Here is a 24,960-nt window from a genome sequence, read left to right on the forward strand (position 1 = left end):
GTGTGCGCAATTCGGGGGCTAGGGCTTTGGTCGCGATGCTCGCCATCGCCTCGGTGTTGGCGGCGGGTTGCTCGAAAGCCGTCGAAGGTCACCCCGTCGCGGCCGCGGGGACGGGCGGTTCCGATGATTCGCAGTGCACCAAGGTCGACGCGCCGTTGACGACGGTGCCACCCGCCCCGAGTGGGCCCGATGACTCCGAACCGACGATGCGCGTCCCGCAACCCGAGGGTTGGGACCGCATCACGAAGATGGACTCGGAGATGATCAGGTTCACGATGGGCAACCGGGCCCTCGGCGTGACCGGATTCGCCGCCTCCGCCGTGGTGACCATCGAAAGCCATCCTGGAGAACTCGACGCGTCGTCGTTCTTCGACGAGGCGCGTGACGCGATGAAATCTGCATTCGACACCGGCGACCTCGACTACACCGATGGCACCATCTGTGGTCTGCCCGCCCAGACCATGCACTACGTCCTCCCGCAGGGTGGTGCTCTGAAGCAGGAGGTGTCGGCGACCGCGGTGATGGTGGTCGTGTTCACGGGCAGAAAGACGTACGGCGTCGTCCTGACGATCCAGTCGCCGGTTCCCGACGACCCCGACTACCAGCGCGACGCCGAGCTCATCACGACCGGGTTCCAGGTGCTCGCACCGGATTCCGGCCACCGCTAGCGCACCGAGACACCTCCGCCGAAGGTTCAGGCCGTCGCTTCACCCCTCCGCTCGGCCGTGGCGTAGCCGATGAACTCGGCGATGTCGGCGACGGCGCGGCGCGCATCGGGATTGATGTCGAAACTCAGCTGGAACATGTGCATCGCCTTGTGCCACACCTGAACCCACACGGACACCCCATCGGCGCGCAGCCGATCGGCCAGCGCGTGGGTGTCGTTGAGCAGCATCTCGTCGGTGCCGACCTGAACCAGGAATGGGCCGAGCCCGCGCAGGTCGGCCTCGGACGGCATCACCGGCAGCGGACGGGTGCCGTTCACCGTCGCGAAGACGTCGTAGATGAACTTCACCGTCATGAACGGGAACAGCGCGTCGCGGTGTGCTTGCAGCGCACGGTATTTCAGGTCCATGTCCGACGACGTCAGCGGCGACAGCAGCGCCTGGCCCGCGGGCACCGGCAGTCCGGCGTCACGGGCGGCGATCGCGGTGTCGGCGGCCATCAGTCCGCCCGCCGAGTCGCCCGCGAGTACCACCTGGTCGGCGCGGTAGCCCTCGGACAACGCGTACTGGTAGGCGTCGAGCCCGTCGGAGACGGCCTCCTCGATGCCGACCTGCGGCGCCAGCCGGTAGCCGACGTTGAGCACCTTGGCCCCAGTCTCGGCGGACAACTTGCTGACGAACCGCCGGTGGCTGTTGAGCCCCAGCGTGATGAGCGCCGAGCCGTGGAAGTAGACGATGACGTGGTCGGAGTCGCGCGCGGACGGCGCAACCACCCATTCGGCGGGGCAGTTGGGTAGGTCGACGCAGGTGACCTCGGTGCCGGCCAACGGGGGCACCACGCGCAGCGGGCGGTCGATCACGTCGAGGCGGGCACGCTGCAGGAGGGCGGGGCGGAACCGGTTGACGATCATTCCGATCACGGTGAGCAATGCGATGGCCGGCTTGACGAAGATCGCGCTCAGTAACGCGAGCAGTCGCGACTGCCAAGATGCGGGGCCGAAATGGGCGTCCGCGGGCCGGCTGGACCAATCGAGCGAATTCACGGTACCGAGGGTACCGGGTATACGCCCTGAGCCCCAAGGTGATGCTTAGGTGGGGTAGCAGTCGTAGCGTGGAGTCGTGACTTCACCTAACGAGCTCCCCCGTACCGTCGGCGAGCTGCGGGCCTCCGGGCACCGCGAGCGAGGCATCAAGACGGAAATTCGGGAGAACCTGCTGGCTGCGCTCGCCGAGGGGCGCGACGTATGGCCCGGAATCCTGGGCTTCGAGGACACCGTGCTGCCGCAGCTCGAGCGGGCGTTGATCGCCGGCCACGACGTCGTGCTCCTTGGCGAGCGCGGACAGGGCAAGACCCGGCTCCTGCGTGCCCTCACCGGACTGCTGGATGAGTGGACGCCCGTCATCGAAGGTTCCGAGTTGGGGGAGCATCCGTACACGCCGATCACGCCGGAGTCGATCCGGCGGGCGGCCACCTCCGGCGACGATCTGCCGGTGGCCTGGCGCCACCGCAGTGAGCGCTACACCGAGAAGCTGGCCACCCCCGACACCAGCGTGGCCGATCTCGTCGGCGACATCGATCCCATCAAGGTGGCCGAGGGGCGCAGCCTCGGGGACCCGGAGACCATCGCCTACGGCCTGATTCCGCGGGCGCACCGCGGCATCGTCGCCATCAACGAGTTGCCAGACCTGGCCGAGCGCATCCAGGTGTCGATGCTGAACGTGATGGAGGAGCGCGATATTCAGGTCCGCGGCTACACGCTGCGGCTGCCGCTCGACGTCGTCGTCGTCGCCAGCGCCAACCCCGAGGACTACACCAACCGCGGCCGCATCATCACCCCGCTGAAGGACCGCTTCGGCGCCGAGATCCGCACGCACTACCCCTTGCAGCTGGAGGCAGAGGTGGGCGTCATCAACCAGGAGTCGCACCTGGCCGCCGCGGTACCCCAGTATCTCCTTCAGGTGCTGGCCCGCTTCGCGCGCGCCCTGCGCGAGTCGCCGTCCGTCGACCAGCGCTCAGGCGTCTCGGCGCGGTTCGCCATTGCGGCGGCCGAAACCGTCGCTGCGGCCGCCCGGCACCGCTCGACGATCCTCGGCGAGCAGGACCCCGTCGCCCGCGTGGTGGACCTCGCGACGGTGATCGACGTGCTGCGCGGCAAGCTGGAGTTCGAGTCTGGCGAGGAGGGCCGCGAGCAGGCGGTGCTCGAGCACCTGTTGCGGCGCGCGACGGCCGACACCGCGCAGCGGCTGCTGGGAGGGCTCGACGTGGGTCCACTGGTCGCGGCCGTCGAGGAGGGCGCGCCCGTCACCACCGGTGAACGCGTCTCGGCCAAGGACGTGCTGGCCGCGCTGCCCGACCTGCCCATCGTCGACGCCATCGCCACCCGGCTCGGCGCCGAGTCCGATGGCGAGCGCGCCGCGGCCCTCGAACTCGCGCTGGAGGCGCTGTACCTGGCCAAGCGCATTGACAAGGTGTCTGGTGAGGGCGAAACAGTCTATGGCTAAACGTACTTCGCGATATTCGCGATACAGCGGCGGGCCCGACCCGCTGGCACCTCCCGTCGACTTGCGGGAGGCGCTGGAGCAGATCGGCCAGGACGTCATGGAGGGCAGCTCGCCGCGGCGGGCACTGTCCGAACTGATGCGGCGCGGCACCAAGAACATGAAGGGTGCCGACCGGCTGGCCGCCGAGGCCAACCGGAAGCGTCGGGAACTGTTGCAGCACAACAACCTCGACGGCACACTGCAGGAGATCAAGAAGCTGCTCGACGAGGCCGTGCTGGCCGAGCGCAAGGAGCTGGCGCGGGCGCTCGACGACGACGCCCGATTTGGCGAGCTGCAACTCGAGTCGTTGTCGCCGTCGCCGGCCAAGGCCGTCCAGGAGTTGGCGGAGTACGACTGGCGTTCGCCGGAGGCCCGGCAGAAGTACGAGCAGATCAAGGACCTCATGGGTCGCGAAATGCTCGACCAGCGCTTCGCCGGGATGAAGGAGGCGCTGGAGAACGCCACCGACGAGGACCGGCAGCGCGTCAACGACATGCTCGACGACCTGAACGACTTGCTGGACAAGCACTCTCGCGGTGAGGACTCGCCGCAGGATTTTCAAGACTTCATGGACAAGCACGGCGAGTTCTTCCCGGAGAATCCGAAGGACATCGACGAGCTGCTCGACTCGTTGGCCCAGCGCGCGGCTGCGGCGCAGCGGTTCCGCAACAGCCTGTCGGCGGAGCAGCGCGCAGAGCTGGACAGTCTGGCCCAGCAGGCGTTCGGGTCGCCGTCGTTGATGAACGCGCTCAACAAGCTCGACCAGCATCTGCAGTCCGCCCGCCCCGGCGAGGATTGGGATGGCTCGCAACGGTTCTCGGGCGACGATCCGCTCGGCATGGGTGAGGGTGCCCAGGCCATGGCCGACATCGCCGAGCTCGAGCAGCTCGCCGAGCAGCTGTCGCAGAGCTACGCGGGCGCACAGATGGACGACGTCGATCTGGACATGTTGGCCCGCCAACTGGGGGAGGACGCGGCGGTCGACGCGCGCACGCTGGCCGAGCTCGAACGCGCAATGATGAATCAGGGCTTCCTCGACCGTGGTTCGGATGGGCAGTGGCGGCTCTCGCCCAAGGCGATGCGGCAACTCGGCCAGGCGGCGTTACGTGATGTGGCTCAACAACTCTCCGGACGCCACGGCGAGCGCGAGACCCGCAGGGCGGGGGCGGCAGGCGAGCTCACCGGGGCCACCCGAGCGTGGCAGTTCGGCGACACCGAGCCGTGGAACGTCACCCGCACGCTCACCAACGCGGTGCTCCGTAGCGCGGGTACCGGGCTGGCGGAGCCTCCGCTGCGCATCACCGTCGACGACGTCGAGATCTCCGAGACGGAGACGCGCACGCAGGCCGTGGTGGCGCTGCTCGTCGACACGTCGTTCTCGATGGTCATGGAGAACCGCTGGCTGCCGATGAAGCGCACCGCGCTGGCGCTCAACCATCTCGTCAGCACGCGGTTCCGCTCCGACGCGCTGCAGATCATCGCGTTCGGGCGCTACGCACGCACGGTGACGGCCGGCGAGCTCACTGGGTTGGAGGGCGTCTACGAGCAGGGCACCAACCTGCACCATGCGTTGGCCCTAGCCGGCCGCCACCTGCGGCGGCACCCCAACGCGCAGCCCGTCGTGCTCGTCGTCACCGACGGCGAACCCACTGCGCACCTCGAGGACTTCGGTGACGGCGACGGCACGTCGGTGTTCTTCGACTACCCGCCGCACCCCCGCACCATCGCCCACACCGTGCGCGGCTTCGACGAGATCGCGCGGTTGGGTGCCCAGGTCACCATCTTCCGGCTCGGCACCGATCCGGGCCTGGCGCGGTTCATCGATCAGGTTGCCAGGCGGGTCCAGGGCCGCGTCGTGGTTCCCGATCTCGACGGGCTCGGCGCTGCCGTCGTTGGCGACTATCTCGGTTCTCGACGCAGGCGTTAATTAATTCGCTCATTCTGTGCCCGCTAGTTAATACAAGATCAGCGGCAAAGCAATCCGTTGGCCGCCATTTCCCGTGTCGGCGACGGTGAGGCCAGGCGGGCAGTTATTGCTCGCACAGCGCTTCTCCAGGTGGTCGAGTCAGAGCTCTTTCTGCAGATCAACACTGATATTTGAGCTAGTCGCCCGTTTGCCTCCGTGGTGGTGCGACGCCCTCTCGACGACTTCTCGAGAAGTTGGTATCGCAAATATTCGACGTAGCTGTGGCAAAACAGTTCGCGGGCTTTATCATGTTATTCTCAGATTCTTCGAGACTGCAGTACGTTAGTAGCCGCTCTACCGTCACTCACCCGATCCATAGGGGGATTTACATGGCACTTCGCGCGTATCTCAAGGCAGGCGTCGCGTTCGCTACCGCAGGCGTCGTCGCCGCCGTGCCGGCCATCGCCCCCCCGCTGTCGCCGCATGACTTGAAGGTCGCCAGGGACACCGAGGTGGCGTTGACGGCTAACGACTACGTGTCGATCGTCAACACCTTCTTCGGCAAGTACCCAGGCAGCACCGACGCGCCGGGCCTGTGGGGCTTCTCAGGTGTCGCGCACCAGTACGCGAAGGAGATCGCGGGTCCCAACGAGCAATACCAGAATGCCGTCGACGGCTTCTTTGCCTCCGGCGTCTCGGAGGTGGTGCGGCAGTACCTGATTGCCAGCACGGTCCCGGACTCGCCCCAGGCTGCTCTGATCAACGGCTTCTTCTCCGGCGGGATCACCGAGGTGGCTCATCTGCTGACGCTGGCCAACACCACCGACCCGACGTTGGTGCCTTACATCAACGCCTTCTATGACCAGGAACAGCCGAATGCGGCCCTGAAGGGCATCCCCGGCGTCATCTTCCTCCGGCTGATGGCCAGTGACCTCACGCCGGAGCAAAAGTTGGTCATCAACGACTTCTTCCAGGGTGGCGCCACCCAGGTGGTGTGGAACCAGCTGCTCGCTCGCACGTCGGACCCGCAACAGGTCCAGACCATCAACGACTTCTTCACGGGTGGGGCGACGCAGGTGGTCAGGACGCAGCTGCTGTCGCGCACCACCGATCCGAACCAACTCGCCGACATCAACGCGTTCTTCCCCGATGCCTACACCGGCTACGGCGGCGGCATCTCCGAGAACGTGCGCATCCGGCTGCTGGCGGCCACCACCGACCCCGTCCAGCACGACCTGATCAACGGGTTCTTCGACGAGGGCATCTCCGAGGTGGTCCGCTACCTGCTCGTCGGTCCCGCGCCAGTGCCGCCGGAGGAGCCCGAGCCGTTCGCGTCGACGACCCTGGCTCGGTTCAGCGCGCCGGCGGAGGAGCCGGCCGCGGCCGCCGAGCCGGTGGACGCAACGCCTGCCGCGGCGGTGGCATCGGCCCCGGCCGCTGCTGCCCCGGCCGCTGATGCTCCGGCGGCGGCTGCTCCGGCCGCAGCTGCACCGGCGGCGGCACCCGCTGAGGCACCCAAGTTCACCGCCAAGGTCAAAGACACGTCGGGCGCGGACGAAACGACCGCCACCGACTTGACCAACGGCAACAAGGCCGAGCCCGTGATCATCGTGGGCGCCCCCGGTGCCAAGAGCGGGTCGGGCAGCTGGGGCGTGTTCGGGCAGGTTGCGGACGCGGTGAGCAAGGCGATCGCAGGCGCAGGAGCTGCGCCTAGCGGAGCCTCGGCTGGTGAGACCGGCGCGTCGTCCTCGAGTTCCACGGGTGGCAGCACCAGCTGACCGTCGGCGTCGGCCTCGCCACACCTTTCCTACCTGCGTTTCCCCGGGCCGTTGCTCGTGCGCATGAACGCGCGTATTTCCGTGCACGTTGACTGACGGGGACGCCGCTCTGTGCGCGCTTTGCGGGCCAAACACGTGGCAAACTATCGGATTGGATAATTATCCATACTTGCTGCGACTTTCGGCCTGTGCGCTGGCAAAGCAACCAGCCGGACACGTCGCTGAGCATTACTTTCGCCCGAGGCGCCAGCTCGACGTCCAACCAATTTCGAAGCAAATCTACGCGTGCGTGGCAAATTCGACCGATTGCGTATTACGATCCAGATGCTCGACTTCTCAGCTTTCTCTAAGGTGCGTCGCAAGCGATCAGGGGGCCCACAATGCCAATCCGCCACTTTCTCACCGTAGGTGTCGCCTTCGCCACGGCCGGCATGATCGCCGCCGTGCCTGCGATCGCCCCGCCGCTTCAACCGCGCGACGTACAGGTGGTCAAGGCCACCGAGGCTCAAATCAAGCTGGCCGCGCAGCTGAATCTGACGGACCTCGTCAACGTCTTCTTTGGCGTGACTCCTCAGGGGGCCTTTCCGTCCGATCCTCCCGTTCCGGGTGAGCCGTTGCTTCCACCGGTCACCGACGCGGCGGGTACCTCGGGCATCTCGGGGGTTATCTACCAGCTGCTTCGCCAGCAGCAGGGCGGTTATACGCCGGGAGTGGCGTCGCTCGACGCCTTCTTCAACGGTGGCGTCGCCAGCCTTGTCGAGCTCTACCTGTTGGCCAGCAATTCCGATCCCGATCAGCAAGCGGCCATTTCCGCCTTCTTCGACGGAGTCTCCGAACTCGTCCGGCTCATCCTGTTGGACAACACCACCGATCCAGATGCCGAGGATGCCATCAACACCTTCTTCGACAACGGAACCTCGGGGTTGGTGCACCAACTCCTGAACACGATCGGTCCCGCGGAGACCGACGAGTTGGTGAACATCTTCTTCAACATCGACAACCCGTTGGACAGCGAAAATGCGTCGCAGTTCGGCGCGTCGGGCGTGACGTACCAACTCCTGAAGAGCTCCGGAGTGCTTTCTCCCGAGCAGGAAATAGTGGTCGATGACCTATTCAGTGGCGGCATGAGCGCGGTCGTCCATACCCAGCTGCGATCCCGCACCTCGGATCCCGACCAGCAGCGAGTCATCGACGACTTCTTTGGCGGTGGCGTCTCCGAGGTAGTCAGGACCCAGCTTTTGGCCCGAACGATCACGGATCCGACTGGGACGGACCTCGTCAACGAATTCTTCGACAACGGCATCTCCGGCGTGGTGCGCTATCTGCTCGTAGGTCCGGCGCCGGTCGATCCCAACGAGATGATGTTGGCTAAGAGCTCCGCAGTAACGGAGAGCGTTGAGGAGCAGCCGACCCTCCCGAAGGTTGAGGCACTGAAGGTCGAGGCGCCGAAGGTCGAGACACCGAAGGTTGAAGCCGCGGTGGCGACGCCGCTAGCCGCGTCTGCGCCCGCCGTCGCCGCCGATCCGGCACCCGCAGCGGAGGCCGCCCCCGCACCGGATCCGAAGCCGAAGTTCACGGCCAAGATCTCCGAGAAGGCCGCGGACGAGGAAGAGGCCGAGGACACCACCGACGGCAACAAGGTCGAACCGATCATCATCGTCGGCACCGGCGGGCCCAAGCCTGGCTCCGGCAGTTGGGGCATCTTCGGTCAGGTCGCCCAGGCCATCCACGACACGATCGCGAACGCGGGCAAGCCCGCCAGCCCCGCGGCCAGCACGGAGTCGGAGACCGGTGGAGCGGAGAGCGGCAGCTAGCAGCCGTTTGACGCAGATCGTCGCCATGGCAGGCTAGTCGCCATGGCGATGCCCAACGACCTCGTGTTCGTCAGGCACGGCCAGTCCGAGGCGAACATCGCCCAGCAGGAGGACAAGGCGGGCCGGCTGCACGCGAAGCACGCCGAGATCTACGACCGGCCCGACTGGGAGCAGCGGCTGTCCAGCCTTGGCGTCGAGCAAGCCAAGCAGGCGAGGTCCTGGTTCGACGAATACCTCGGTGGCGCAACCTCGTTCGACCTGCGCTACTTCTCGCCGTTCCTGCGCACCCGAGAAACCGCGGCGTACCTGGGCGGCGACGAATGCAGTGACTGGATCATGGACGATCGCGTGGTCGAACGAAGTTGGGGCACCTACGGCGCGCTGTCGCGGGCCGAACGCCAACACAGATACGCGCTGGCCACCAAGATGTACGGCCAATCACCTTGGTACACAAAGCTTCCCGGTGGGGAGAGCCGCTACGAGGTGAGCGACCGGTTCCGTGACTTCCAGGGCACGCTTCACCGCGAGGCAGCGGGACTGCGGGTATTGGTCGTCACGCACGGCGACTTCATGGGCATCGCGCGCTACAACATCGAACGGATGCTGCCCGAACAGTTCGAAGAACTCGAACGCGACAAGTCGCAGGACGTGAAGAACTGCGCCATCTTCCACTACTCCCGCGTCAATCCGGCCGATCCGGGTGACGTCCGCGACAAGCTGAGCTTCCGCAGGCTGGTGAATCCCACCGACGTACCGTCGTCGCCGTTCGAGGCACAGTGGGTGGAATTGCCGCGCCGCCCCAAGTTCACCGGCGCTGAACTACTCGCTCAGACGCGCCGCGCGCCGAGGCTCATTCCCGACGAATGACGTCGTGTGAACTCAGCCGGCCTTGCGCTTCTTGCGCTTGATGCCGACGCTGCCCCACAGCGAGAAGCCGCGGATCGTCACGTGCGGGGCGCCGGGTGAACCCTGCTCGCCGACGTGGTCGAAGGCGCCCATGACTCCGACGCCGCGGACGTCGACGTTGACCTCCGGTGGCAACAGGATGGTCTGCCCGCCGAAGATCGAGTACGAGTGGATCTCGACGTCGGGGCAGGTGAAGTCGGCGTAGCGCAGATCGATGACGCCGCCACCGAACAGGGCGAAGGACGTCAACCGCCTCGGCACGTTCCAGCGGCCGCGGCGCTCGAAGCCGCTCATGATCGCCAACAGCAGGGTCGACGGCGCGGGCCGGACCGGGCCATGTCCGCGCGGCGAGGTCATCGTCCCGAGGTCGGCGCTGAGCCGGTCGAGTTCGTCGTAGGTCTTCGCGGCGTACGCCTTGGCGAGCCGGTCCTCGTACTCCGTCAGCTCGAGCCGGCCCTGCGCGGCAGCATCCGTCAACAACTGCGCCACCTGGATGCGATCGGTGTCGGCAGCACGGATCGAGGAGTCGCGCGGCGGAGTCATCATCGACGAGCCTACGACGAACCTCGGTACATGCAAGAGTCTGGCCGAATCGCTAATGGAATCGGTGCCCGAACCGTTGCTGCAAAGTCATCGGCGTAACCAGACTTACGGCGCGCATCGGTTCCCACTAGGTCGCCCAGCGTGGCGGCCGCTTCTCGAGGAACGCCAACATGCCCTCGCGCGCCTCGTCGGAGCCGAACAGCGCCGCGGACTGCTGCGTGAGCTCCTCGGCATGGCGGTCGAAACCCTCGAGGATGGCCGCGGTGGTCAGCGCCTTCGACGCGGCCAGCCCCTGCGGCGAGCCCTTCGCGACGTCGGCGGCGAGCGCGGCCACCGTCGCGGCGAGCTCGTCAGCGGAGTCGGCGCGCGCGGTGATCAGCCCGATGCGGGCGGCCTCGTCGGCGCCGAACTTCTCGCCGGTGACGAAGTAGCGTCCCGATGCGCGCGGGTCCAGCTTCGGCAACAGCGCCAGCGAGATGATCGACGGCGCGACGCCGATGCGTGCCTCGGTCAGGGCGAACGTGCTCGCCGGTCCGGCGACGACGATGTCGCACGCGCCGACGAGCCCCATGCCGCCCGCTCGGACGTGTCCGTCGATCGCGCCGATGACGGGCAACGGAAGTTCGAGGATCGACCGGAGCACGTGCGTCATCTCGCGGGCCCGGTCCACGGCGACGTCGCCCAGGTTGCGGTCGGCCGCCTCGGCGAGGTCGGCGCCCGCGCAGAACGTGCCGCCCGCATGGCCGAGCACGACGCACCGCACTGCCGGGTTCGAGGCGGCAGCCCTGAACCCGTCGTGCAACTGCTGCACCAGCACGCTGGACAGCGCGTTGCGGTTGTGCGGCGAGTCCAGCGTCAGGCGGGCGACGGCCCCATCGACGGCGTACTGAACGAGTGCGGTCACGATCAGTACGACCGGGGGAGGCCCAGCGAGGTCTGTGCGACGAAGTTCAGGATCATCTCCCGGCTGACGGGCGCGATGCGGGCCAGCCGCGACGCGGTGAGCACCGAGGCGATGCCGTACTCCTTGGTCAACCCGTTGCCGCCCAACGACTGCACGGCCTGGTCGACGGCGCGCACCGATGCCTCGCCCGCCGCGTACTTGGCCATGTTCGCGGCCTCTGCGGCGCCGCCGTCGTCGCCGAGGTCGTAGAGCGTCGCCGCCTTCTGCATCATCAGCTTGGCCAGTTCGATCTCGATGTGGTTCTGCGCCAACGGATGTGAGATGCCCTGGTGTGCGCCGATCGGTGTCTTCCACACCTGCCGGGTCTTGACGTACTCAGTGGCCTTGTTGATGGCGAAGCGCCCCATGCCGACCGCGCTCGCGGCGCCCATGATGCGTTCGGGGTTGAGCCCTGCGAACAGTTGCGCGATGGCGGCGTCCTCGGATCCGACCAGCGCGTCCGCGGGCAGCCGGACGTCGTCGAGGAACAGCTGGAACTGGTTCTCCGGGCTGACGATCTCCATGTCGATCTTCGTCCAGGACATGCCCGGCGTATCCGTGGGCACGACGAACAGCGCGGGCTTCAGGTTGCCGGTCTTGGCTTCCTCGGTGCGGCCGACCACCAGGATCGCCTGCGCCTGGTCGATGCCGGAGATGAAGACCTTTTGGCCGGAGAGGATCCAGTCGCTGCCGTCGCGGCGCGCGGAGGTGGTGATGCGGTGTGAGTTCGACCCGGCGTCGGGCTCGGTGATGGCGAACGCCATGGTGATGGACCCGTCGGCGATGCCGGGGATCCAGCGCTTCTTCTGTTCCTCGGTGCCGAACTTGCTGATGATCGTCCCGTTGATGGCGGGGGAGACCACCATCAGCAGCAGCGCGCAGCCTCCCGCCGACATCTCCTCCATGACGAGCGAGAGCTCGTACATGCCCGCGCCGCCGCCACCGTACTCCTCGGGCAGGTTGACGCCGATGAAGCCGAGTTTTCCTGCCTCGCTCCATAATTCGGTGGTGTGTTCGCCGGCCCGGGCCTTCTCCAGGTAGTACTTCTCGCCGTAGTTAGCGGCGAACTGCGCGACGGCCTTGCGCAGTTCCTTCTGCTCATCGGTTTCGACGAAGCTCATGGCGGTCTCCTTCTCTAGGCTTGTCTAGGCGCTGTCGATGCGGGCGAGTACGGCGCCGACGTCGACCTGTTGGCCGGCCGCGACGTTGAGTTCCGCGAGCACGCCTGCGCCAGGGGCGGTGATGGTGTGCTCCATCTTCATGGCCTCCAGCCAGATCAACGGCTGGCCGGCCTTGACCTTGTCGCCGACGGCCGCGCCGACCCGGATCACGGATCCGGGCATCGGGGCCAGCAGCGAGCCGAGCGCGACGGCGGCGTCCGGGTCGGGGAAGCGCGGCTCGGCAGTCAGCCGGACCGGGCCGTGCGGCGAGTCGACGAACACGTCGTTGCCGTAGCGGGCCACGTCGAACGCATGCTCCACGCCGTCGACCGACAGCACCACGCGATCGGGTGCCGCGGCCACCAGGCCGACGGCCGCACCGTCGCGCAGCTGCAGCCGGCCGCGGGTGAACCGGTACGCCACGTCGTGTGCCTCGCCCATCGCGTCGAGGTACTTCTTGACCTGGTAGCCCGACGGTACGTTGCGCCAGCCGCTGGGCAGGCCGCGGAAAACCGTTGCGCCAGTGGTGTTGTGAGCGGCATCGGCTAGGGCTGCGGCCAGCGCGGCCAACCCGGGCGCGCTGGCGTCAGCGATCGGCGTGGCGAGCTTGGCAAGGCCGTGCGTGTCGAAGAATGCCGTGTCGGTGGCGCCGTCGAGGAATGCCGGATGACGCAGCACGTTGACCAACAGGTCGCGATTGGTCGTGATGCCGTGCAGGCGGGTGCGGCTCAACGCGTCGGCCAGGATCGCCGCGGCCCGCCGCCGCGTCGGCGCCCACGAGATGACCTTGGCCAGCATCGGGTCGTAGAAGATCGATACCTCCGAACCGTCCACGACGCCGGTGTCGACGCGCACGCCCACGCCGCCCAGGGTGGTGAACTCGGTCCGTGCGGTAGGCACGTCGAAGCGGTGCACCGGCCCCGCCTGCGGCTGCCAGTTCTTGGCGGGATCCTCGGCGTAGAGCCGCACCTCGATCGAATGCCCCTGAGCGGGAGGCGGTTCGGGCGCCAGTGCGCCGCCGTCCGCGACATGCAGCTGGAGCTCGACGAGGTCGCACCCCGTGGTCTCCTCGGTGACGGGGTGCTCGACCTGCAGCCGGGTGTTCATCTCGAGGAAGAAGAAGTCGCCTGCCTCGTCGGCCATGAACTCGACCGTGCCCGCGCCGGTGTAACCGATGGCCTCGGCCGCCAGTCGGGCCGCCTCGAAGAGCTTGGCGCGCATGCCCTGCGTGCGTTCGACGAGTGGCGACGGCGCCTCCTCGACGATCTTCTGGTGGCGGCGCTGGATCGAGCACTCGCGTTCGCCGACCGCCCACACCGTGCCGTGCGCGTCGGCCATCACTTGGACCTCGACGTGGTGGCCGGTGGCGAGGTAGCGCTCGCAGAACACCGTCGGGTCACCGAACGCGGACTGCGCTTCGCGTTGGGCGGCCTCGACCTGCTTGGGCAGGTCGGCCACGTCGCGGACGACGCGCATGCCGCGCCCGCCACCACCGGCCGACGCCTTGATCAGCACCGGCAGCTGCGCCTCGGTGACGGTGTCGGGGTCGAGTTCCTCGAGCACGGGCACCCCCGCGGCGGCCATCATCTTCTTGGCCTCGATCTTGGAGCCCATCGCCTGCACGGCGGCCATGGGCGGCCCGATCCACGTCAACCCCGCCTGCTGCACGGCGGCCGCGAATTCGGCGTTCTCCGAGAGGAATCCGTATCCGGGGTGGATGGCGTCGGCGCCCGCCGCGCGGGCCGCCGCGATCAGCTGGGTGGCGTCGAGGTAGCCGTTGCGGCCGTCGAGGCGTACCCGGGCGTCGGCCTCGGCCACGTGGGGGCTCGCGGCGTCGGGTTCGGTGTAGACGGCCACCGTGCCGATGCCGAGATGACGGCAGGTGGCGAACACCCGACGCGCGATCTCGCCGCGGTTGGCAACCAGTACTCGCGTGATCATCTCGCTCCCCCCGCGCTTGCCATTGCGGCGCTCACATCCTGAAGACGCCGAAGTTCGACGTCCCCTTGATCGGGCCATTGGCGATGGCGGACAAGCACATTCCTAGCACCGTGCGGGTGTCGCGCGGGTCGATGACGCCGTCGTCGTAGAGGCGTCCGGACAGGAACATCGGCAGGGACTCGGCCTCGATCTGGCCCTCGACGGCGGCGCGCAGCGCGGCGTCGGCGTCCTCGTCGACCTCTTGGCCGCGGGCCTCGGCGGCGGCCCGGCTGACGATCGAGAGCACCCCGGCCAGCTGCGCCCCGCCCATCACCGCCGATTTGGCGCTTGGCCAGGCGAAGAGGAAGCGCGGGTCGTACGCCCGGCCGCACATCCCGTAGTGCCCCGCGCCGTACGAGGCGCCGATGAGTAGCGAGATGTGCGGGACCGTCGAGTTGGAGACGGCGTTGATCATCATCGAACCGTGCTTGATCATCCCGCCTTCCTCGTACTTGCGGCCGACCATGTAACCGGTCGTGTTGTGCAGGAACAACAACGGCGTGTCGGACCGGTTGGCCAATTGGATGAACTGAGTGGCCTTCTGGGACTCCTCGCTGAACAACACGCCACGGTGGTTGGCGAGGATCCCGATGGGGTAGCCGTGCAGGTTGGCCCATCCCGTCACCAATGAGCCACCGTAGAGCGGTTTGAACTCGTCGAAGTCCGAGCCGTCGACGATGCGGGCGATGACGTCGCGTGGGTCGAACGGGATGCGCAGATCGGCGGGCACGATGCCGATGAGTTCCTCGGCGTCGAACCGCGGGTCGCTCACCGGACCGGGCGAGGGTCCAAGCTTCCGCCAGTTCAGTCGCGCCACGATGCGGCGGCCGATGCGGATTGCGTCGAGTTCGTCGGCGGCGAAGTAGTCAGCGAGCCCCGAAGTGCGGGAGTGCATTTCGGCACCGCCGAGGGACTCGTCGTCGGACTCCTCGCCGGTGGCCATCTTGACCAGTGGAGGTCCGGCCAGGAAGACCTTCGAGCGTTCCTTGATCATCACCACGTGATCGGACATGCCGGGGATGTATGCCCCGCCAGCCGTGGAGTTGCCGAACACCAGCGCGATGGTGGGGATGCCCGCCGCAGAAAGCCGGGTCAGGTCGCGGAACATCCGGCCGCCGGGGATGAAGATCTCCTTCTGCGTCGGCAGGTCGGCCCCGCCGGACTCGACCAGCGAGATGACCGGCAGCCGATTCTCGAACGCAATCTGGTTGGCGCGCAGGATCTTCTTCAGCGTCCACGGGTTGCTGGTGCCGCCCTTGACGGTGGGGTCGTTGGACACGATGAGACATTCGATGCCCTCGACGACGCCGATGCCCGCCACCACGCTGGCGCCGACGGTGAAATCGGTGCCCCATGCGGCGAGCGGGCTCAGTTCGAGGAAGGGTGCGTCGGGGTCCAGCAGCAGTTCGACGCGTTCGCGTGCGGTCAGCTTGCCGCGGGCGTGGTGCCGTTCGACGTACTTGGCGCCGCCGCCTGCCAACGCCTTGGCGTGTGCGGTCTCGAGCTCGGTGAGCTTGGTGGTCATCGCCTCGGTGGCGTCGGTGAACGCCGACGAGCGTGCGTCGATCGTCGACTTGAGCGCAGTCATGATTGGTATCCAAGCGTCTTGGCGGCCAGGCTGGTGAGGATTTCGGTGGTGCCGCCGCCGATCCCGAGGATCCGCATGTCGCGGTACTGGCGCTCGACTTCGGACTCGGCCATGTACCCCATGCCGCCGAACAGCTGGACGGCCGCGTTGGCCACCCATTCGCCTGCCTCCACGGCGGTGTTCTTGGCGAAGCACACCTCGGTGATCAGGTTCGTCTCGCCCGCAAGCTGCCGCTCCACCAGGTGCCGGGTGTAGACGCGGGCGACGTCGGTGCGGCGCGCCATCTCCGACAGCGTGTTCTGCACCGACTGGCGCGAGATGAGTGGCCGGCCAAAGGTTTCCCGGTTGCGGCACCACTCGACGGTCAGGTCGAGGCAGCGTTGCGCGCTGCCGTAGGCCTGCGCGGCCAGTCCCACTCGCTCGGAGACGAAGGCGGCGGCGATCTGAAGGAAGCCGGAGTGCTCGGGGCCGATGAGGTTGGCGACCGGCACCCGGACGTCGGTGTAGGAGAGTTCGGCGGTGTCGCTCGAGCGCCACCCCATCTTCTCCAGCTTGCGGGTGACCTCGAAGCCGGGCGTGCCCTTGTCGACCACGATTAGCGAAACCCCGGCCGCCCCAGGGCCTCCGGTGCGGGCGGCGGTCACGACGAAGTCGGCGCGCACGCCGGACGTGATGTACGTCTTCGCGCCGTTGAGCACGTAGTCGTCGCCGTCGCGGACCGCCTTGGTGGTGAGGTGTCCGACGTCCGAGCCGCCGCCGGGCTCGGTGATGGCCAGTGACCCGATCTTGTCGCCGCGCAGGGTGGGTCGCACGTAGGTCTCGATGAGTCGTTCGTCGCCCGAGGCGATCATGTGGGGCACGGCGATGCCGCACGTGAACAGCGATGCGAATACGCCGCCGGGCGCGCCGGCCCCGTGCATCTCCTCGCAGATGATCACCGCGTCGGCACCGTCTCCGCCCCCTCCGCCAACGGCTTCGGGGAGGCCGGCGCCCAACAGCCCCGCCGCGCCGGCCGCCAGGTGAAGCTCGCGCGGCAGGTCACCCGAGCGTTCCCACTCGTCGACGTTGGGCAGGATCTCGCGCTCGGTGAAGTCGCGCACCGTCTTTCGCAGTGCCTCGCGCTCGGGTGTGGTCCAGATGCTCATAAGAGGAACTCCTCCGGGATGTCGATGTAGCGCGCCCGCAGCCATTCGCCGAGCCCCTTGGCTTGTGGGTCGAAGCGGGCCTGGTGCGCGACGCCAAGCCCCAGGATCCCCTCGATGACGAAGTTCACCGCCCGCAGATTGGGCAGTAGGTGACGGGTGACCACTAGGTCGGCCGTCTCGGGAAGCAGTTCGCGCAGCTTCTCGACGGTCAGCGCGTGGGCGAGCCATCGCCAGTGCGGCCCGGTGCGTACCCACACCCCGACGTTGGCGTTGCCGCCTTTGTCGCCGCTGCGTGCCCCCGCGATGGTGCCCAGCGCCGCGCGGCGCGTTGGGCCGAACGGCAGCGGTTCGGGCAGCGCGAACGGGGCGACCGACTCGAGCACCTTGGTCTCCGTGGCCGCTGCGACGTCGTTGCGCGTGCCGTCGGCGCGGACGGCGACGTGTGGCACCAGGGTGGCGTCGACGTAGCCCGCGGTGAATACGCCGTACACCTGGCCATCGCCGGGTGGTGCGGTGGTGGTGAACCCTGGATAGCTGGCGAGCGCGAGTTCGACTGCGGCGGACGAGAACTGGCGGCCTACGACGGAGGGATCGGCGTCGCGCACGACGCACCGCAGCAGTGCGCTCGCGGTCTCCTCGGTGTCGGCGTCGGGATGGTCGGTGCGGGCCAGCGTCCACTCGAGCTCGGCGGGCTTGGTGGTCAGCCCGGCTTCGAGTTGGCGCCGGACCAGGTCGGCCTTGGCCTCGATGTCCAAACCGGTGAGCACGAACGTCATCGCGTTGCGGAAGCCGCCGATGCCGTTGAGCGACACCTTGAGCGTCGGGGGTGGGGGTTCGCCGCGCACGCCGCTGATGTGCACCCGGTCGGGCCCCTCCTGCTCGAGGGCGAGGCTGTCGACCCGAAGCGTGACGTCGGGGTTGGCGTAGCGGGCGCCGCCGATCTCGTAGAGCAGCTGCGCGGTGACGGTGTCGACGCTGACGAGCCCTCCGGTGCCGGGGTGCTTGGTGATGACCGATGACCCGTCGGCGTCGATCTCGGCCAACGGGAAGCCGGCGTAGGAGAGGTCGGGCACCTCGGTGAAGAACGCGAAGTTGCCGCCCGTGGCCTGGACGCCGCATTCGATGACGTGGCCGGCGGCGACGGCGCCCGCGAGCGCGTCGTAGTCGGTGCGGCTCCAGCCGTGGTGGGCGGCGGCGGGCCCAACGATGACCGACGCGTCGGTGACCCGTCCGGTGACGACGACGTCGGCGCCCGCGTTCAGGCAGTCGACGATGCCCCACGCGCCCAGGTACGCGTTGGCGGCGAGCGGGGCGCCGAAGCCGAGCTCGGCGGCCCGGCCGACGAGGTCGTCGCCTTCGACGTGCGCCACGCGGACGGACAGCCCGAGCCGCTCGGCCAGCGCCCGGACGGCGGCGGCCAGGCCCGCGGGATTCAGCCCGCCTGCGTTGGCGACGATCTTCACGCCGCGGTCCAGCGCCAGGCCGAGCGACTCCTCCAGCTGCGTCAGGAAGGTCTTGGCGTATCCGCGGTCGGGCGACTTCGCGCGGTCGCGCGCCAGGATCAGCATGGTCAACTCGGCCAGGTAGTCGCCGGTGACGTAGTCGAGCTCGCCCCCGGACACCATTTCGCGCATGGCGGCGTGCCGGTCACCGTAGAAGCCCGAGCAGTTGCCGATGCGCACTCCCACGCTCAACCCCAAGCTCCCATCGCAGCCGTTGGACCAACCAACCGGTAGGTTAGCCGTTACCTCCGGTCCCACGTCAAGCGGTTCCGAGGGTCGTCTACTTCGAGTGTGCGGTCAGATCGCGAACGCGGGCGTGAATCGACCTCCGCGTCGGAGACGAAGCCATATAGTCCCAGCATGATCAGCCTGTTCAGCGCCGCCGCCGTCGCTCTCACGGGGCTGGCCATCGCCGCAGCGGCACCAGCCCTGGCGGGGTCTGGTTCGTCGGGCATGGCTGCCGAGTTCCCGGTCGGGACCTGCATCGCTCTCCCCGATGACTTCGTGACCGACTCCGACGCGCTGATCTACGACACGCCCGTGCCCTGCACGGATCCGAGCCGCGACTATCGCGTCGTGGCGCAGACCCTGCACGAGGAATGGTGCGGGCCGGAGACCCAGAACGTCTTCAACACCCGCGACATGCTCGTGCTGTGCGTCGTGCAGGACTGGGTCGGGATGCCCGCGTAGCCCGTTTTTGGAGGCTGAGCACCTCACCGGCTATCCTGGGTGGCACTTGCCGACGCCGGATACTCGCGCGGCAGCACCCCTCAAGAGGAGACGTCGATCATGGCTGTGCCCAAGCGCAGAATGTCGCGCGCGAACACCCGTAGTCGGCGCGCGCAGTGGAAGGCCACCAAAACCGAGCTCGTCGGTGTGACGGTCGCCGGCCAGCAGCACAAGGTGCCGCGCCGCCTGCTCAAGGCTGCCCGGCTCGGTCTGCTCGATCTCGACCGCCGCTAACCGGTTCGCGCCGTTCAGCACGGCGCGCCTCTCAGGTCACTCTCAGATAGTGGGTTGACACTGTGGCTGTGCGCATTCTTGTCGTTGACGACGACCGCGCGGTGCGCGAATCTCTGCGCCGCTCACTCTCGTTCAACGGATACTCGGTCGAACTGGCTCAAGACGGTCAGGAAGCGCTCGACCTGATCACCCGGGAGCGCCCGGACGCGGTGGTGCTCGACGTGATGATGCCAAGGCTCGACGGACTCGAGGTCTGTCGACGGCTGCGCAGTTCCGGCGACGACTTACCCATCCTGGTGCTGACGGCACGTGACTCGGTGTCCGAGCGGGTGGCCGGCCTCGATGCGGGTGCCGACGACTACCTGCCCAAGCCGTTCGCACTCGAGGAGCTGCTGGCCCGGATGCGGGCGCTCTTGCGCCGCACCACCCCCGACGACCAAGAGTCGGTCGCCATGACATTCGCCGACTTGAGTCTCGATCCGATGACCCGTGAGGTGACGCGCGGGCTGCGCCAGATCAGCCTCACCCGCACCGAGTTCTCCTTGCTCGAGATGCTCATCGCGAATCCGCGCCGGGTGCTGACACGCAGCCGCATCCTCGAAGAAGTGTGGGGCTTCGACTTCCCCACGTCCGGCAATGCACTCGAGGTGTACGTCGGATACCTGCGCCGCAAGACGGAAGCCGAGGGCGAGCAGCGCCTGATCCACACCGTGCGCGGGGTGGGTTATGTGCTGCGCGAGACGCCACCCTGATGTCGAGTCGGCCACAGTTCTGGTGGCGTGCGCGGGAGCGCCGCGCCAGCGACGTCAGCGCACGGGAGACCCTGCACGACGCCAGTTCGGTGTCGCTGCGCTGGCGGGTGATGCTGCTGGCCATGTCGATGGTGGCCATGGTGGTCGTGCTGATGGCCGTCGCGGTCTACGTGGTGGTGTCGCGTGCGCTCTACCAGGACATCGACAACCAGCTTCAGACGCGGGCACAGCTGTTGATCGACAGCGGAACGCTGGCCGCCGATCCAGGCAAGGCGATCGAGGGCACTGCCTACTCCGACGTCAACGCGATGCTGGTCAACCCGGGCCGCTCGATCTACACGGCGAACCAGGAAGGGCAGACGCTCCCGCTCGGCCAGCCAGAGCAGGACGTCATCACGGGCAAGGCCTACGTCTCACTTCGGACGGCCAACTATCAGCGCGTGCTCGCCGTGCGCCTTTCCAACGGCAGCTCGCTGCTGATCTCCAAGACGATGGCGCCCACCAGCAAGGTGCTCAACCGGCTGGGCTCCATCCTGCTCATCGTCGGCGGCCTTGGCATGGCGGTGGCCGCGATCGCGGGTGGGACGGTGGCCCGTACGGGGCTGAGGCCGGTCGCAAGACTGACCGAAGCCGCCGAACGGGTGGCACGAACCGACGACCTGCGCCCGATCCCCGTGCACGGCAGCGACGAACTGGCGCGGCTCACCGAGGCGTTCAACATGATGCTGCGCGCACTCGCCGAATCGCGGGACCGCCAGACGCGGCTGGTCTCCGACGCGGGCCACGAGTTACGCACGCCGCTGACGTCGTTGCGCACCAACGTGGAACTCCTGATGGCCGCGATGGTGCCCGGTGCTCCGCGGCTGCCCGACGAGGAGATGGCGGGGCTGCGGTCTGACGTGATCGCCCAGATCGAGGAGTTGTCCACGCTGGTGGGCGATTTGATGGACCTCACCCGCGACGACGTAGGCGTGACGATTCACGAGCCGATCGACATGACCGAGGTGATCGACCGTAGTCTCGAGCGAGTTCGGCGGCGCCGCAACGACATCGAGTTCGACGTCGCGGTCGCCGGATGGCAGGTCTACGGCGACGGAGCGGGACTTTCGCGTGCGGTGCTCAACCTGCTCGACAACGCCGCGAAGTGGAGTCCGCCCGGTGGGCACGTGGGCGTTCGCCTGACGCAACTGGATCCGGTGCACGCCGAACTGGTCGTCTCGGATCACGGCCCGGGCATTCCACTGGATGAGCGTCGGTTGGTCTTCGAGCGGTTCTTCCGGTCGACGTTGGCGCGCGCCATGCCCGGATCGGGTCTCGGGCTGGCGATCGTCAAGCAGGTGGTCGTGAAACACGGTGGGACGCTTCGCATTGACGACACCGTGCCTGGCGGCGACCCGCCCGGCACGTCCATCCACGTCGTGTTGCCGGGCCGCCCGTCCATCGACGACCGGGACACTGCAGGCGACACGCGCAGGTAAAGCGGTGGACGTCGGCGGCGAGAACCTCGAGGATTAGGGAGTCTCTGCGAGAAGTCTGCGGATGTCCCGAAGATTCTCTAAGTGGATTCTCAGCCGTGACGGGCACAGTCGGGGTGCGCGCGTCGTTGTAAAGGTACGTACTGACGACGCCATCTAGGGAAAGAAGAGCGACGAGCAGCAATGACGAACCACCCGAGGTACTCGCCGCCACCGCCACCGCAGCCCCCGCAGCGTCCTGGCGCCTATGACCCGGGCGCGCCGGGCTATCCACGCCAGGGTGCGCCCCAGCAACCGTACGACTGGCGTTATGCGACGCAACAGCAGCATCCGCAGTACCGCCCGCCGATGGATCCGTACCGGACCGCCGATCCCACGCGGACGATGGCTGCGCCGCCTCAGGCCGTGCCCCAGAAGCGTTCGCGGGCAGGGTTTTTGACTGTCGGCGCGTTGACCATCGCGTTGGTGTCGGCCGGTATCGGCGGCGGCGTGGCGACGCTGGTGCAGCCGGACCGCGGCACCGTCGCCACCACCGCAAGCGGGGTCGCTCCCAGCCAACCCGCGGCGAACCTGCCCGCAGGCTCCGTCGAGCAGGTGGCGGCCAAGGTGGTGCCCAGCGTGGTCAAGCTCGAGACCGACCTGGGCAAGGCGTCCGAGGAGGGTTCGGGCATCGTCCTGTCGACGGACGGGCTGATCCTCACCAACAACCACGTGGTTTCCGGCGCCAAGGACGGCGGCCCAGGCGTGCAGACCAAGGTCACCTTCGCCGACGGCAATACCACGACGTTCACGGTGTTGGGCACTGATCCCAGCAGTGACATCGCCGTGGTGAAGGCCGAAAACGCCACCGGGCTGACGCCCATCACGGTCGGCTCGTCGGGGAACCTCCGGGTCGGCCAGGACGTCGTCGCGATCGGCTCGCCGCTCGGCCTCGAGGGCACCGTCACCACCGGCATCGTCAGCGCGCTCAACCGGCCGGTGGCCGCGGGCGGCGACGCGCAGAACCAGAACACGGTGCTCGACGCCATCCAGACCGACGCCGCGATCAACCCCGGTAACTCCGGTGGCGCGCTCGTCGACATGAACGGAGAGCTCGTCGGCATCAACTCGGCCATCGCGACCCTCGGCGGCGACACCGGCGAATCGCAAAGCGGGTCGATCGGGCTGGGCTTCGCCATCCCCATCGACCAGGCCAAGCGCATCGCCGACGAACTGATCCAGAACGGCACCGCGTCGCACGCCTCGCTCGGCGTGCAGGTCGGCAACGACGCCTCTGTCGACGGCGCCAAGATCGTCGACGTGACCGCCGGTGGTGCGGCCGCGGCGGCGGGGCTGCCCAGCGGCGTCGTCGTGACCAAGGTGGACGACCGGGTCATCGGCAGTGCCAGCGCCCTGGTGGCGGCGGTCCGCTCGAAGGCTCCGGGCGAGCAGGTCACGTTGACCTACCTCGATTCGGCTGGCAAGCCGCAGACGGTTTCGGTGACCCTTGGGAAGGCACCGCAGTGACGATCGCGCCGGGTCGGCCGGTGCTGACCCTCGCGTCGTCGCCGGTCGCACCGACGTCTGAGCCGAGATATACGGTGACACTCATGGAAACGCCAGGGGAGTTGGTCGGTCGCGCATTGGTGGTCGTCGTCGATGATCGGACGGCGCACGGCGAAGAGGATCACAACGGGCCGTTGGTCACCGAACTCCTCGGTGAGGCCGGCTTCGTCGTCGACGGCGTCGTGGTCGTGTCGGCCGACGAGATCGAGATTCGCAATGCGCTAAACACCGCGGTGATAGGCGGCGTCGATCTCGTCATCTCCGTCGGTGGTACCGGCGTCACCCCGCGCGACGTCACCCCCGAGGCCACCACGACCATCCTCGACCGGGAACTGCTCGGCATCTCCGAGGCGCTGCGGGCGTCCGGGCTGTCCGCCGGCATCGTCGACGCGGGCGTCTCACGTGGCCTGGCAGGCATCTCGGGAAGCACGTTGGTGGTCAACATCGCCGGATCCCGCGGCGCCGTCCGAGACGGTATGGCCACCCTCGGCCCGCTGGCGACGCTGATCATCGGCCAGCTGTCCAGCTTGGAGATCTGACCCGTTGCGTTCGGCGCTGTGGGGCCGCACAGGGTGGCTGATCTCGGCAGTCGCCGTGTTAACGCGGTATGAACGGCAATCCCACCCCAAGTGTGATCTTCGTCACATTGGAGATGCGCTGTGACGGGACGCTCAAAGCCCACACCCCCTTCAGTTAACCCAGTTTTCGGTGATCCCCTGCCCATGGCCTCCAGTGACGAGCGCGACGAGGGTTCGGCTCATGAGGACGCCGAGCGGGACCAATGGTTGCGTGACAATGTGCCGCCGCACCATGGCTGACCTCTGATTACCCGTAGCCCGTAGCTCCCGAATCGGCCCTAGTCACCGCACATTTGGCGCGCCCACATAGGGTGGGCTGGCTTGTGCGCACTCGCCCCAGCCGACGCACCCGCGAACCGTGGCGCCGTCAATTTGGGTACAGCAAAGGCTGCTGACTGTGCGACGCGTTCAGGGTTGGGGTCGTGCTTGCGTTGCCGGGCGGATGCCTCCCCGTTATGTTTCTGCTGTCAAATGAGCAAAACGTAAGAACAATGTGTGAGGTTTCTAATTCACCTCACATTGCGGTCTTTCGAGGTGTCAGGTTTAGCGGTAGAGCCGGGCACCACGACACGGCGGACCTACCGGTCCGTCGTCGATACAGCTAGGGAGAAGATGAAAGCATTCAGTCGGGTGCTGGTCGCGCTGGTCGCGGCCATTGCGGCGCTATTCGCGAGCACGGGCACCTCTCACGCAGGTTTGGACAACGAGCTGAGCCTGGTCGACGGCCAGGACCGCACCCTGACGGTGCAGCAGTGGGACACCTTCCTCAACGGTGTGTTCCCGCTGGACCGCAACCGGCTGACCCGTGAGTGGTTCCACTCGGGTCGGGCCAAGTTCATCGTCGCGGGTCCCGGTGCCGACGAGTTCGAGGGCACGTTGGAGCTGGGCTACCAGATCGGCTTCCCCTGGTCGCTGGGCGTGGGTATCAACTTCTCCTACACCACGCCGAACATCCTGATCGACGACGGCAACATCACCGCGCCGCCGTTCGGCCTCGACTCGGTCATCACCCCGAACCTGTTCCCGGGTGTGTCGATCAGTGCTGACCTGGGCAACGGCCCGGGCATCCAGGAAGTCGCGACGTTCTCCGTCGACGTGGCCGGTGCTGCCGGTGGCGTCGCGGTGTCCAATGCTCACGGCACGGTGACCGGTGCTGCCGGTGGCGTGTTGCTGCGT

Annotated in this window: 21 protein-coding genes; 13 read left to right on the forward strand and 8 right to left on the reverse strand. The window is 67.6% G+C overall.

The window, feature by feature from the left end; all coding sequences use genetic code 11:
- Window positions 1–2: 2 nt before the first annotated feature.
- A complete protein-coding gene (locus SLQ33_RS10715; RefSeq protein WP_319453794.1) occupies window positions 3–668 on the forward strand; it encodes an LpqN/LpqT family lipoprotein in 666 nt (221 codons plus the stop codon).
- A 26-nt stretch (window positions 669–694) separates the two neighbouring features.
- Here the strand turns inward: SLQ33_RS10715 and SLQ33_RS10720 are convergent, their stop codons facing one another.
- Window positions 695–1,708, reverse strand: coding sequence for an alpha/beta hydrolase (locus tag SLQ33_RS10720; RefSeq protein ID WP_319453795.1), 1,014 nt, complete (start codon window positions 1,706–1,708; stop codon window positions 695–697).
- A gap of 76 nt (window positions 1,709–1,784) precedes the next feature.
- Between SLQ33_RS10720 and SLQ33_RS10725 the strand changes: the two genes are divergently transcribed.
- The 5 genes from SLQ33_RS10725 (at window position 1,785) to SLQ33_RS10745 (ending at window position 9,571) form a co-directional block, all read left to right on the forward strand.
- Window positions 1,785–3,167, forward strand: coding sequence for a sigma 54-interacting transcriptional regulator (locus tag SLQ33_RS10725; protein ID WP_319453796.1), 1,383 nt, complete (start codon window positions 1,785–1,787; stop codon window positions 3,165–3,167).
- Window positions 3,160–5,133, forward strand: coding sequence for a VWA domain-containing protein (locus SLQ33_RS10730; protein ID WP_319453797.1), 1,974 nt, complete (start codon window positions 3,160–3,162; stop codon window positions 5,131–5,133). The genes SLQ33_RS10725 and SLQ33_RS10730 overlap by 8 nt, the downstream gene beginning before the upstream one ends.
- A gap of 368 nt (window positions 5,134–5,501) precedes the next feature.
- Window positions 5,502–6,890, forward strand: coding sequence for a hypothetical protein (locus SLQ33_RS10735; RefSeq protein WP_319453798.1), 1,389 nt, complete (start codon window positions 5,502–5,504; stop codon window positions 6,888–6,890).
- Between the two features lie 380 nt (window positions 6,891–7,270).
- A complete protein-coding gene (locus tag SLQ33_RS10740) occupies window positions 7,271–8,704 on the forward strand; it encodes a hypothetical protein (protein WP_319453799.1) in 1,434 nt (477 codons plus the stop codon).
- A 42-nt stretch (window positions 8,705–8,746) separates the two neighbouring features.
- Entirely contained in the window at window positions 8,747–9,571 is an 825-nt protein-coding gene (locus tag SLQ33_RS10745; RefSeq protein WP_319453800.1) for a histidine phosphatase family protein, read from the forward strand.
- Window positions 9,572–9,583: 12 nt separating this feature from the next.
- Here SLQ33_RS10745 and SLQ33_RS10750 read toward each other — a convergent pair whose 3' ends face one another.
- From SLQ33_RS10750 to SLQ33_RS10780, 7 genes are all read right to left on the reverse strand, one after another.
- Entirely contained in the window at window positions 9,584–10,156 is a 573-nt protein-coding gene (locus SLQ33_RS10750) for a DUF1707 domain-containing protein (protein ID WP_319453801.1), read from the reverse strand.
- Between the two features lie 124 nt (window positions 10,157–10,280).
- On the reverse strand, window positions 10,281–11,057 hold the full coding sequence (locus SLQ33_RS10755; protein ID WP_319453802.1) for an enoyl-CoA hydratase family protein: 777 nt from the start codon (window positions 11,055–11,057) through the stop codon (window positions 10,281–10,283).
- 2 nt (window positions 11,058–11,059) lie between these two features.
- Window positions 11,060–12,217 carry an acyl-CoA dehydrogenase gene (locus SLQ33_RS10760; RefSeq protein WP_319453803.1) on the reverse strand — a complete coding sequence of 386 codons (1,158 nt, stop codon included), beginning with the start codon at window positions 12,215–12,217 and terminating at the stop codon, window positions 11,060–11,062.
- 24 nt (window positions 12,218–12,241) lie between these two features.
- Window positions 12,242–14,197: a biotin carboxylase N-terminal domain-containing protein gene (locus SLQ33_RS10765; RefSeq protein ID WP_319453804.1), complete on the reverse strand. Its 1,956-nt coding sequence runs from the start codon at window positions 14,195–14,197 to the stop codon at window positions 12,242–12,244.
- Window positions 14,198–14,228: 31 nt separating this feature from the next.
- Window positions 14,229–15,824, reverse strand: coding sequence for an acyl-CoA carboxylase subunit beta (locus SLQ33_RS10770; protein WP_319453805.1), 1,596 nt, complete (start codon window positions 15,822–15,824; stop codon window positions 14,229–14,231).
- Entirely contained in the window at window positions 15,821–16,969 is a 1,149-nt protein-coding gene (locus tag SLQ33_RS10775; protein WP_319453806.1) for an acyl-CoA dehydrogenase family protein, read from the reverse strand. The genes SLQ33_RS10770 and SLQ33_RS10775 overlap by 4 nt, the downstream gene beginning before the upstream one ends.
- The gene (locus SLQ33_RS10780) at window positions 16,966–18,651 is read right to left on the reverse strand and encodes an acyclic terpene utilization AtuA family protein (protein WP_319453842.1); all 1,686 of its coding nucleotides are present in this window, start codon (window positions 18,649–18,651) and stop codon (window positions 16,966–16,968) included. Before SLQ33_RS10780 ends, SLQ33_RS10775 begins: the two co-directional genes overlap by 4 nt.
- 180 nt (window positions 18,652–18,831) lie before the next feature.
- On the opposite strand from SLQ33_RS10780, the gene SLQ33_RS10785 reads away from it, so the two are divergent.
- The 7 genes from SLQ33_RS10785 to SLQ33_RS10815 all read left to right on the forward strand — a co-directional run.
- On the forward strand, window positions 18,832–19,161 hold the full coding sequence (locus SLQ33_RS10785; protein ID WP_319453807.1) for a hypothetical protein: 330 nt from the start codon (window positions 18,832–18,834) through the stop codon (window positions 19,159–19,161).
- Window positions 19,162–19,260: 99 nt separating this feature from the next.
- Entirely contained in the window at window positions 19,261–19,434 is a 174-nt protein-coding gene (gene rpmF, locus SLQ33_RS10790) for a 50S ribosomal protein L32 (protein WP_319453808.1), read from the forward strand.
- Window positions 19,435–19,502: 68 nt separating this feature from the next.
- Window positions 19,503–20,186 (forward strand): response regulator transcription factor, encoded by a 684-nt coding sequence (locus tag SLQ33_RS10795; RefSeq protein WP_319453809.1) that lies wholly within the window; start codon window positions 19,503–19,505, stop codon window positions 20,184–20,186.
- Window positions 20,186–21,664 (forward strand): HAMP domain-containing sensor histidine kinase, encoded by a 1,479-nt coding sequence (locus tag SLQ33_RS10800; protein WP_319453810.1) that lies wholly within the window; start codon window positions 20,186–20,188, stop codon window positions 21,662–21,664. Before SLQ33_RS10795 ends, SLQ33_RS10800 begins: the two co-directional genes overlap by 1 nt.
- Before the next feature lie 180 nt (window positions 21,665–21,844).
- A complete protein-coding gene (locus SLQ33_RS10805; RefSeq protein ID WP_319453811.1) occupies window positions 21,845–23,167 on the forward strand; it encodes a S1C family serine protease in 1,323 nt (440 codons plus the stop codon).
- An 83-nt stretch (window positions 23,168–23,250) separates the two neighbouring features.
- Window positions 23,251–23,745, forward strand: a complete 495-nt coding sequence (locus SLQ33_RS10810) for a molybdenum cofactor synthesis domain-containing protein (protein WP_319453843.1) — start codon at window positions 23,251–23,253, stop codon at window positions 23,743–23,745.
- Between the two features lie 651 nt (window positions 23,746–24,396).
- Window positions 24,397–24,960 (forward strand): MspA family porin (locus SLQ33_RS10815; RefSeq protein WP_319453812.1); only part of this gene is annotated, 564 nt, incomplete at its 3' end.

Origin of the sequence: Mycobacterium sp. RTGN6 (assembly GCF_033804605.1) — a bacterium.
In the GTDB taxonomy this organism is placed as follows: domain Bacteria; phylum Actinomycetota; class Actinomycetes; order Mycobacteriales; family Mycobacteriaceae; genus Mycobacterium.

Excerpts from the sequence above, each read along its gene's own strand:
- SLQ33_RS10730 (WP_319453797.1), top strand. The coding sequence starts at position 3,160 with ATGGCTAAACGTACTTCGCGATATTCGCGATACAGCGGCGGGCCCGAC.
- SLQ33_RS10735 (WP_319453798.1), top strand. The coding sequence starts at position 5,502 with ATGGCACTTCGCGCGTATCTCAAGGCAGGCGTCGCGTTCGCTACCGCA.
- SLQ33_RS10740 (WP_319453799.1), top strand. The coding sequence starts at position 7,271 with ATGCCAATCCGCCACTTTCTCACCGTAGGTGTCGCCTTCGCCACGGCC.
- SLQ33_RS10745 (WP_319453800.1), top strand. The coding sequence starts at position 8,747 with ATGGCGATGCCCAACGACCTCGTGTTCGTCAGGCACGGCCAGTCCGAG.
- SLQ33_RS10750 (WP_319453801.1), bottom strand. The coding sequence starts at position 10,156 with ATGATGACTCCGCCGCGCGACTCCTCGATCCGTGCTGCCGACACCGAT.
- SLQ33_RS10760 (WP_319453803.1), bottom strand. The coding sequence starts at position 12,217 with ATGAGCTTCGTCGAAACCGATGAGCAGAAGGAACTGCGCAAGGCCGTC.
- SLQ33_RS10765 (WP_319453804.1), bottom strand. The coding sequence starts at position 14,197 with ATGATCACGCGAGTACTGGTTGCCAACCGCGGCGAGATCGCGCGTCGG.
- SLQ33_RS10770 (WP_319453805.1), bottom strand. The coding sequence starts at position 15,824 with ATGACTGCGCTCAAGTCGACGATCGACGCACGCTCGTCGGCGTTCACC.
- SLQ33_RS10775 (WP_319453806.1), bottom strand. The coding sequence starts at position 16,969 with ATGAGCATCTGGACCACACCCGAGCGCGAGGCACTGCGAAAGACGGTG.
- SLQ33_RS10785 (WP_319453807.1), top strand. The coding sequence starts at position 18,832 with ATGATCAGCCTGTTCAGCGCCGCCGCCGTCGCTCTCACGGGGCTGGCC.
- rpmF (WP_319453808.1), top strand. The coding sequence starts at position 19,261 with ATGGCTGTGCCCAAGCGCAGAATGTCGCGCGCGAACACCCGTAGTCGG.
- SLQ33_RS10800 (WP_319453810.1), top strand. The coding sequence starts at position 20,186 with ATGTCGAGTCGGCCACAGTTCTGGTGGCGTGCGCGGGAGCGCCGCGCC.
- SLQ33_RS10805 (WP_319453811.1), top strand. The coding sequence starts at position 21,845 with ATGACGAACCACCCGAGGTACTCGCCGCCACCGCCACCGCAGCCCCCG.
- SLQ33_RS10810 (WP_319453843.1), top strand. The coding sequence starts at position 23,251 with ATGGAAACGCCAGGGGAGTTGGTCGGTCGCGCATTGGTGGTCGTCGTC.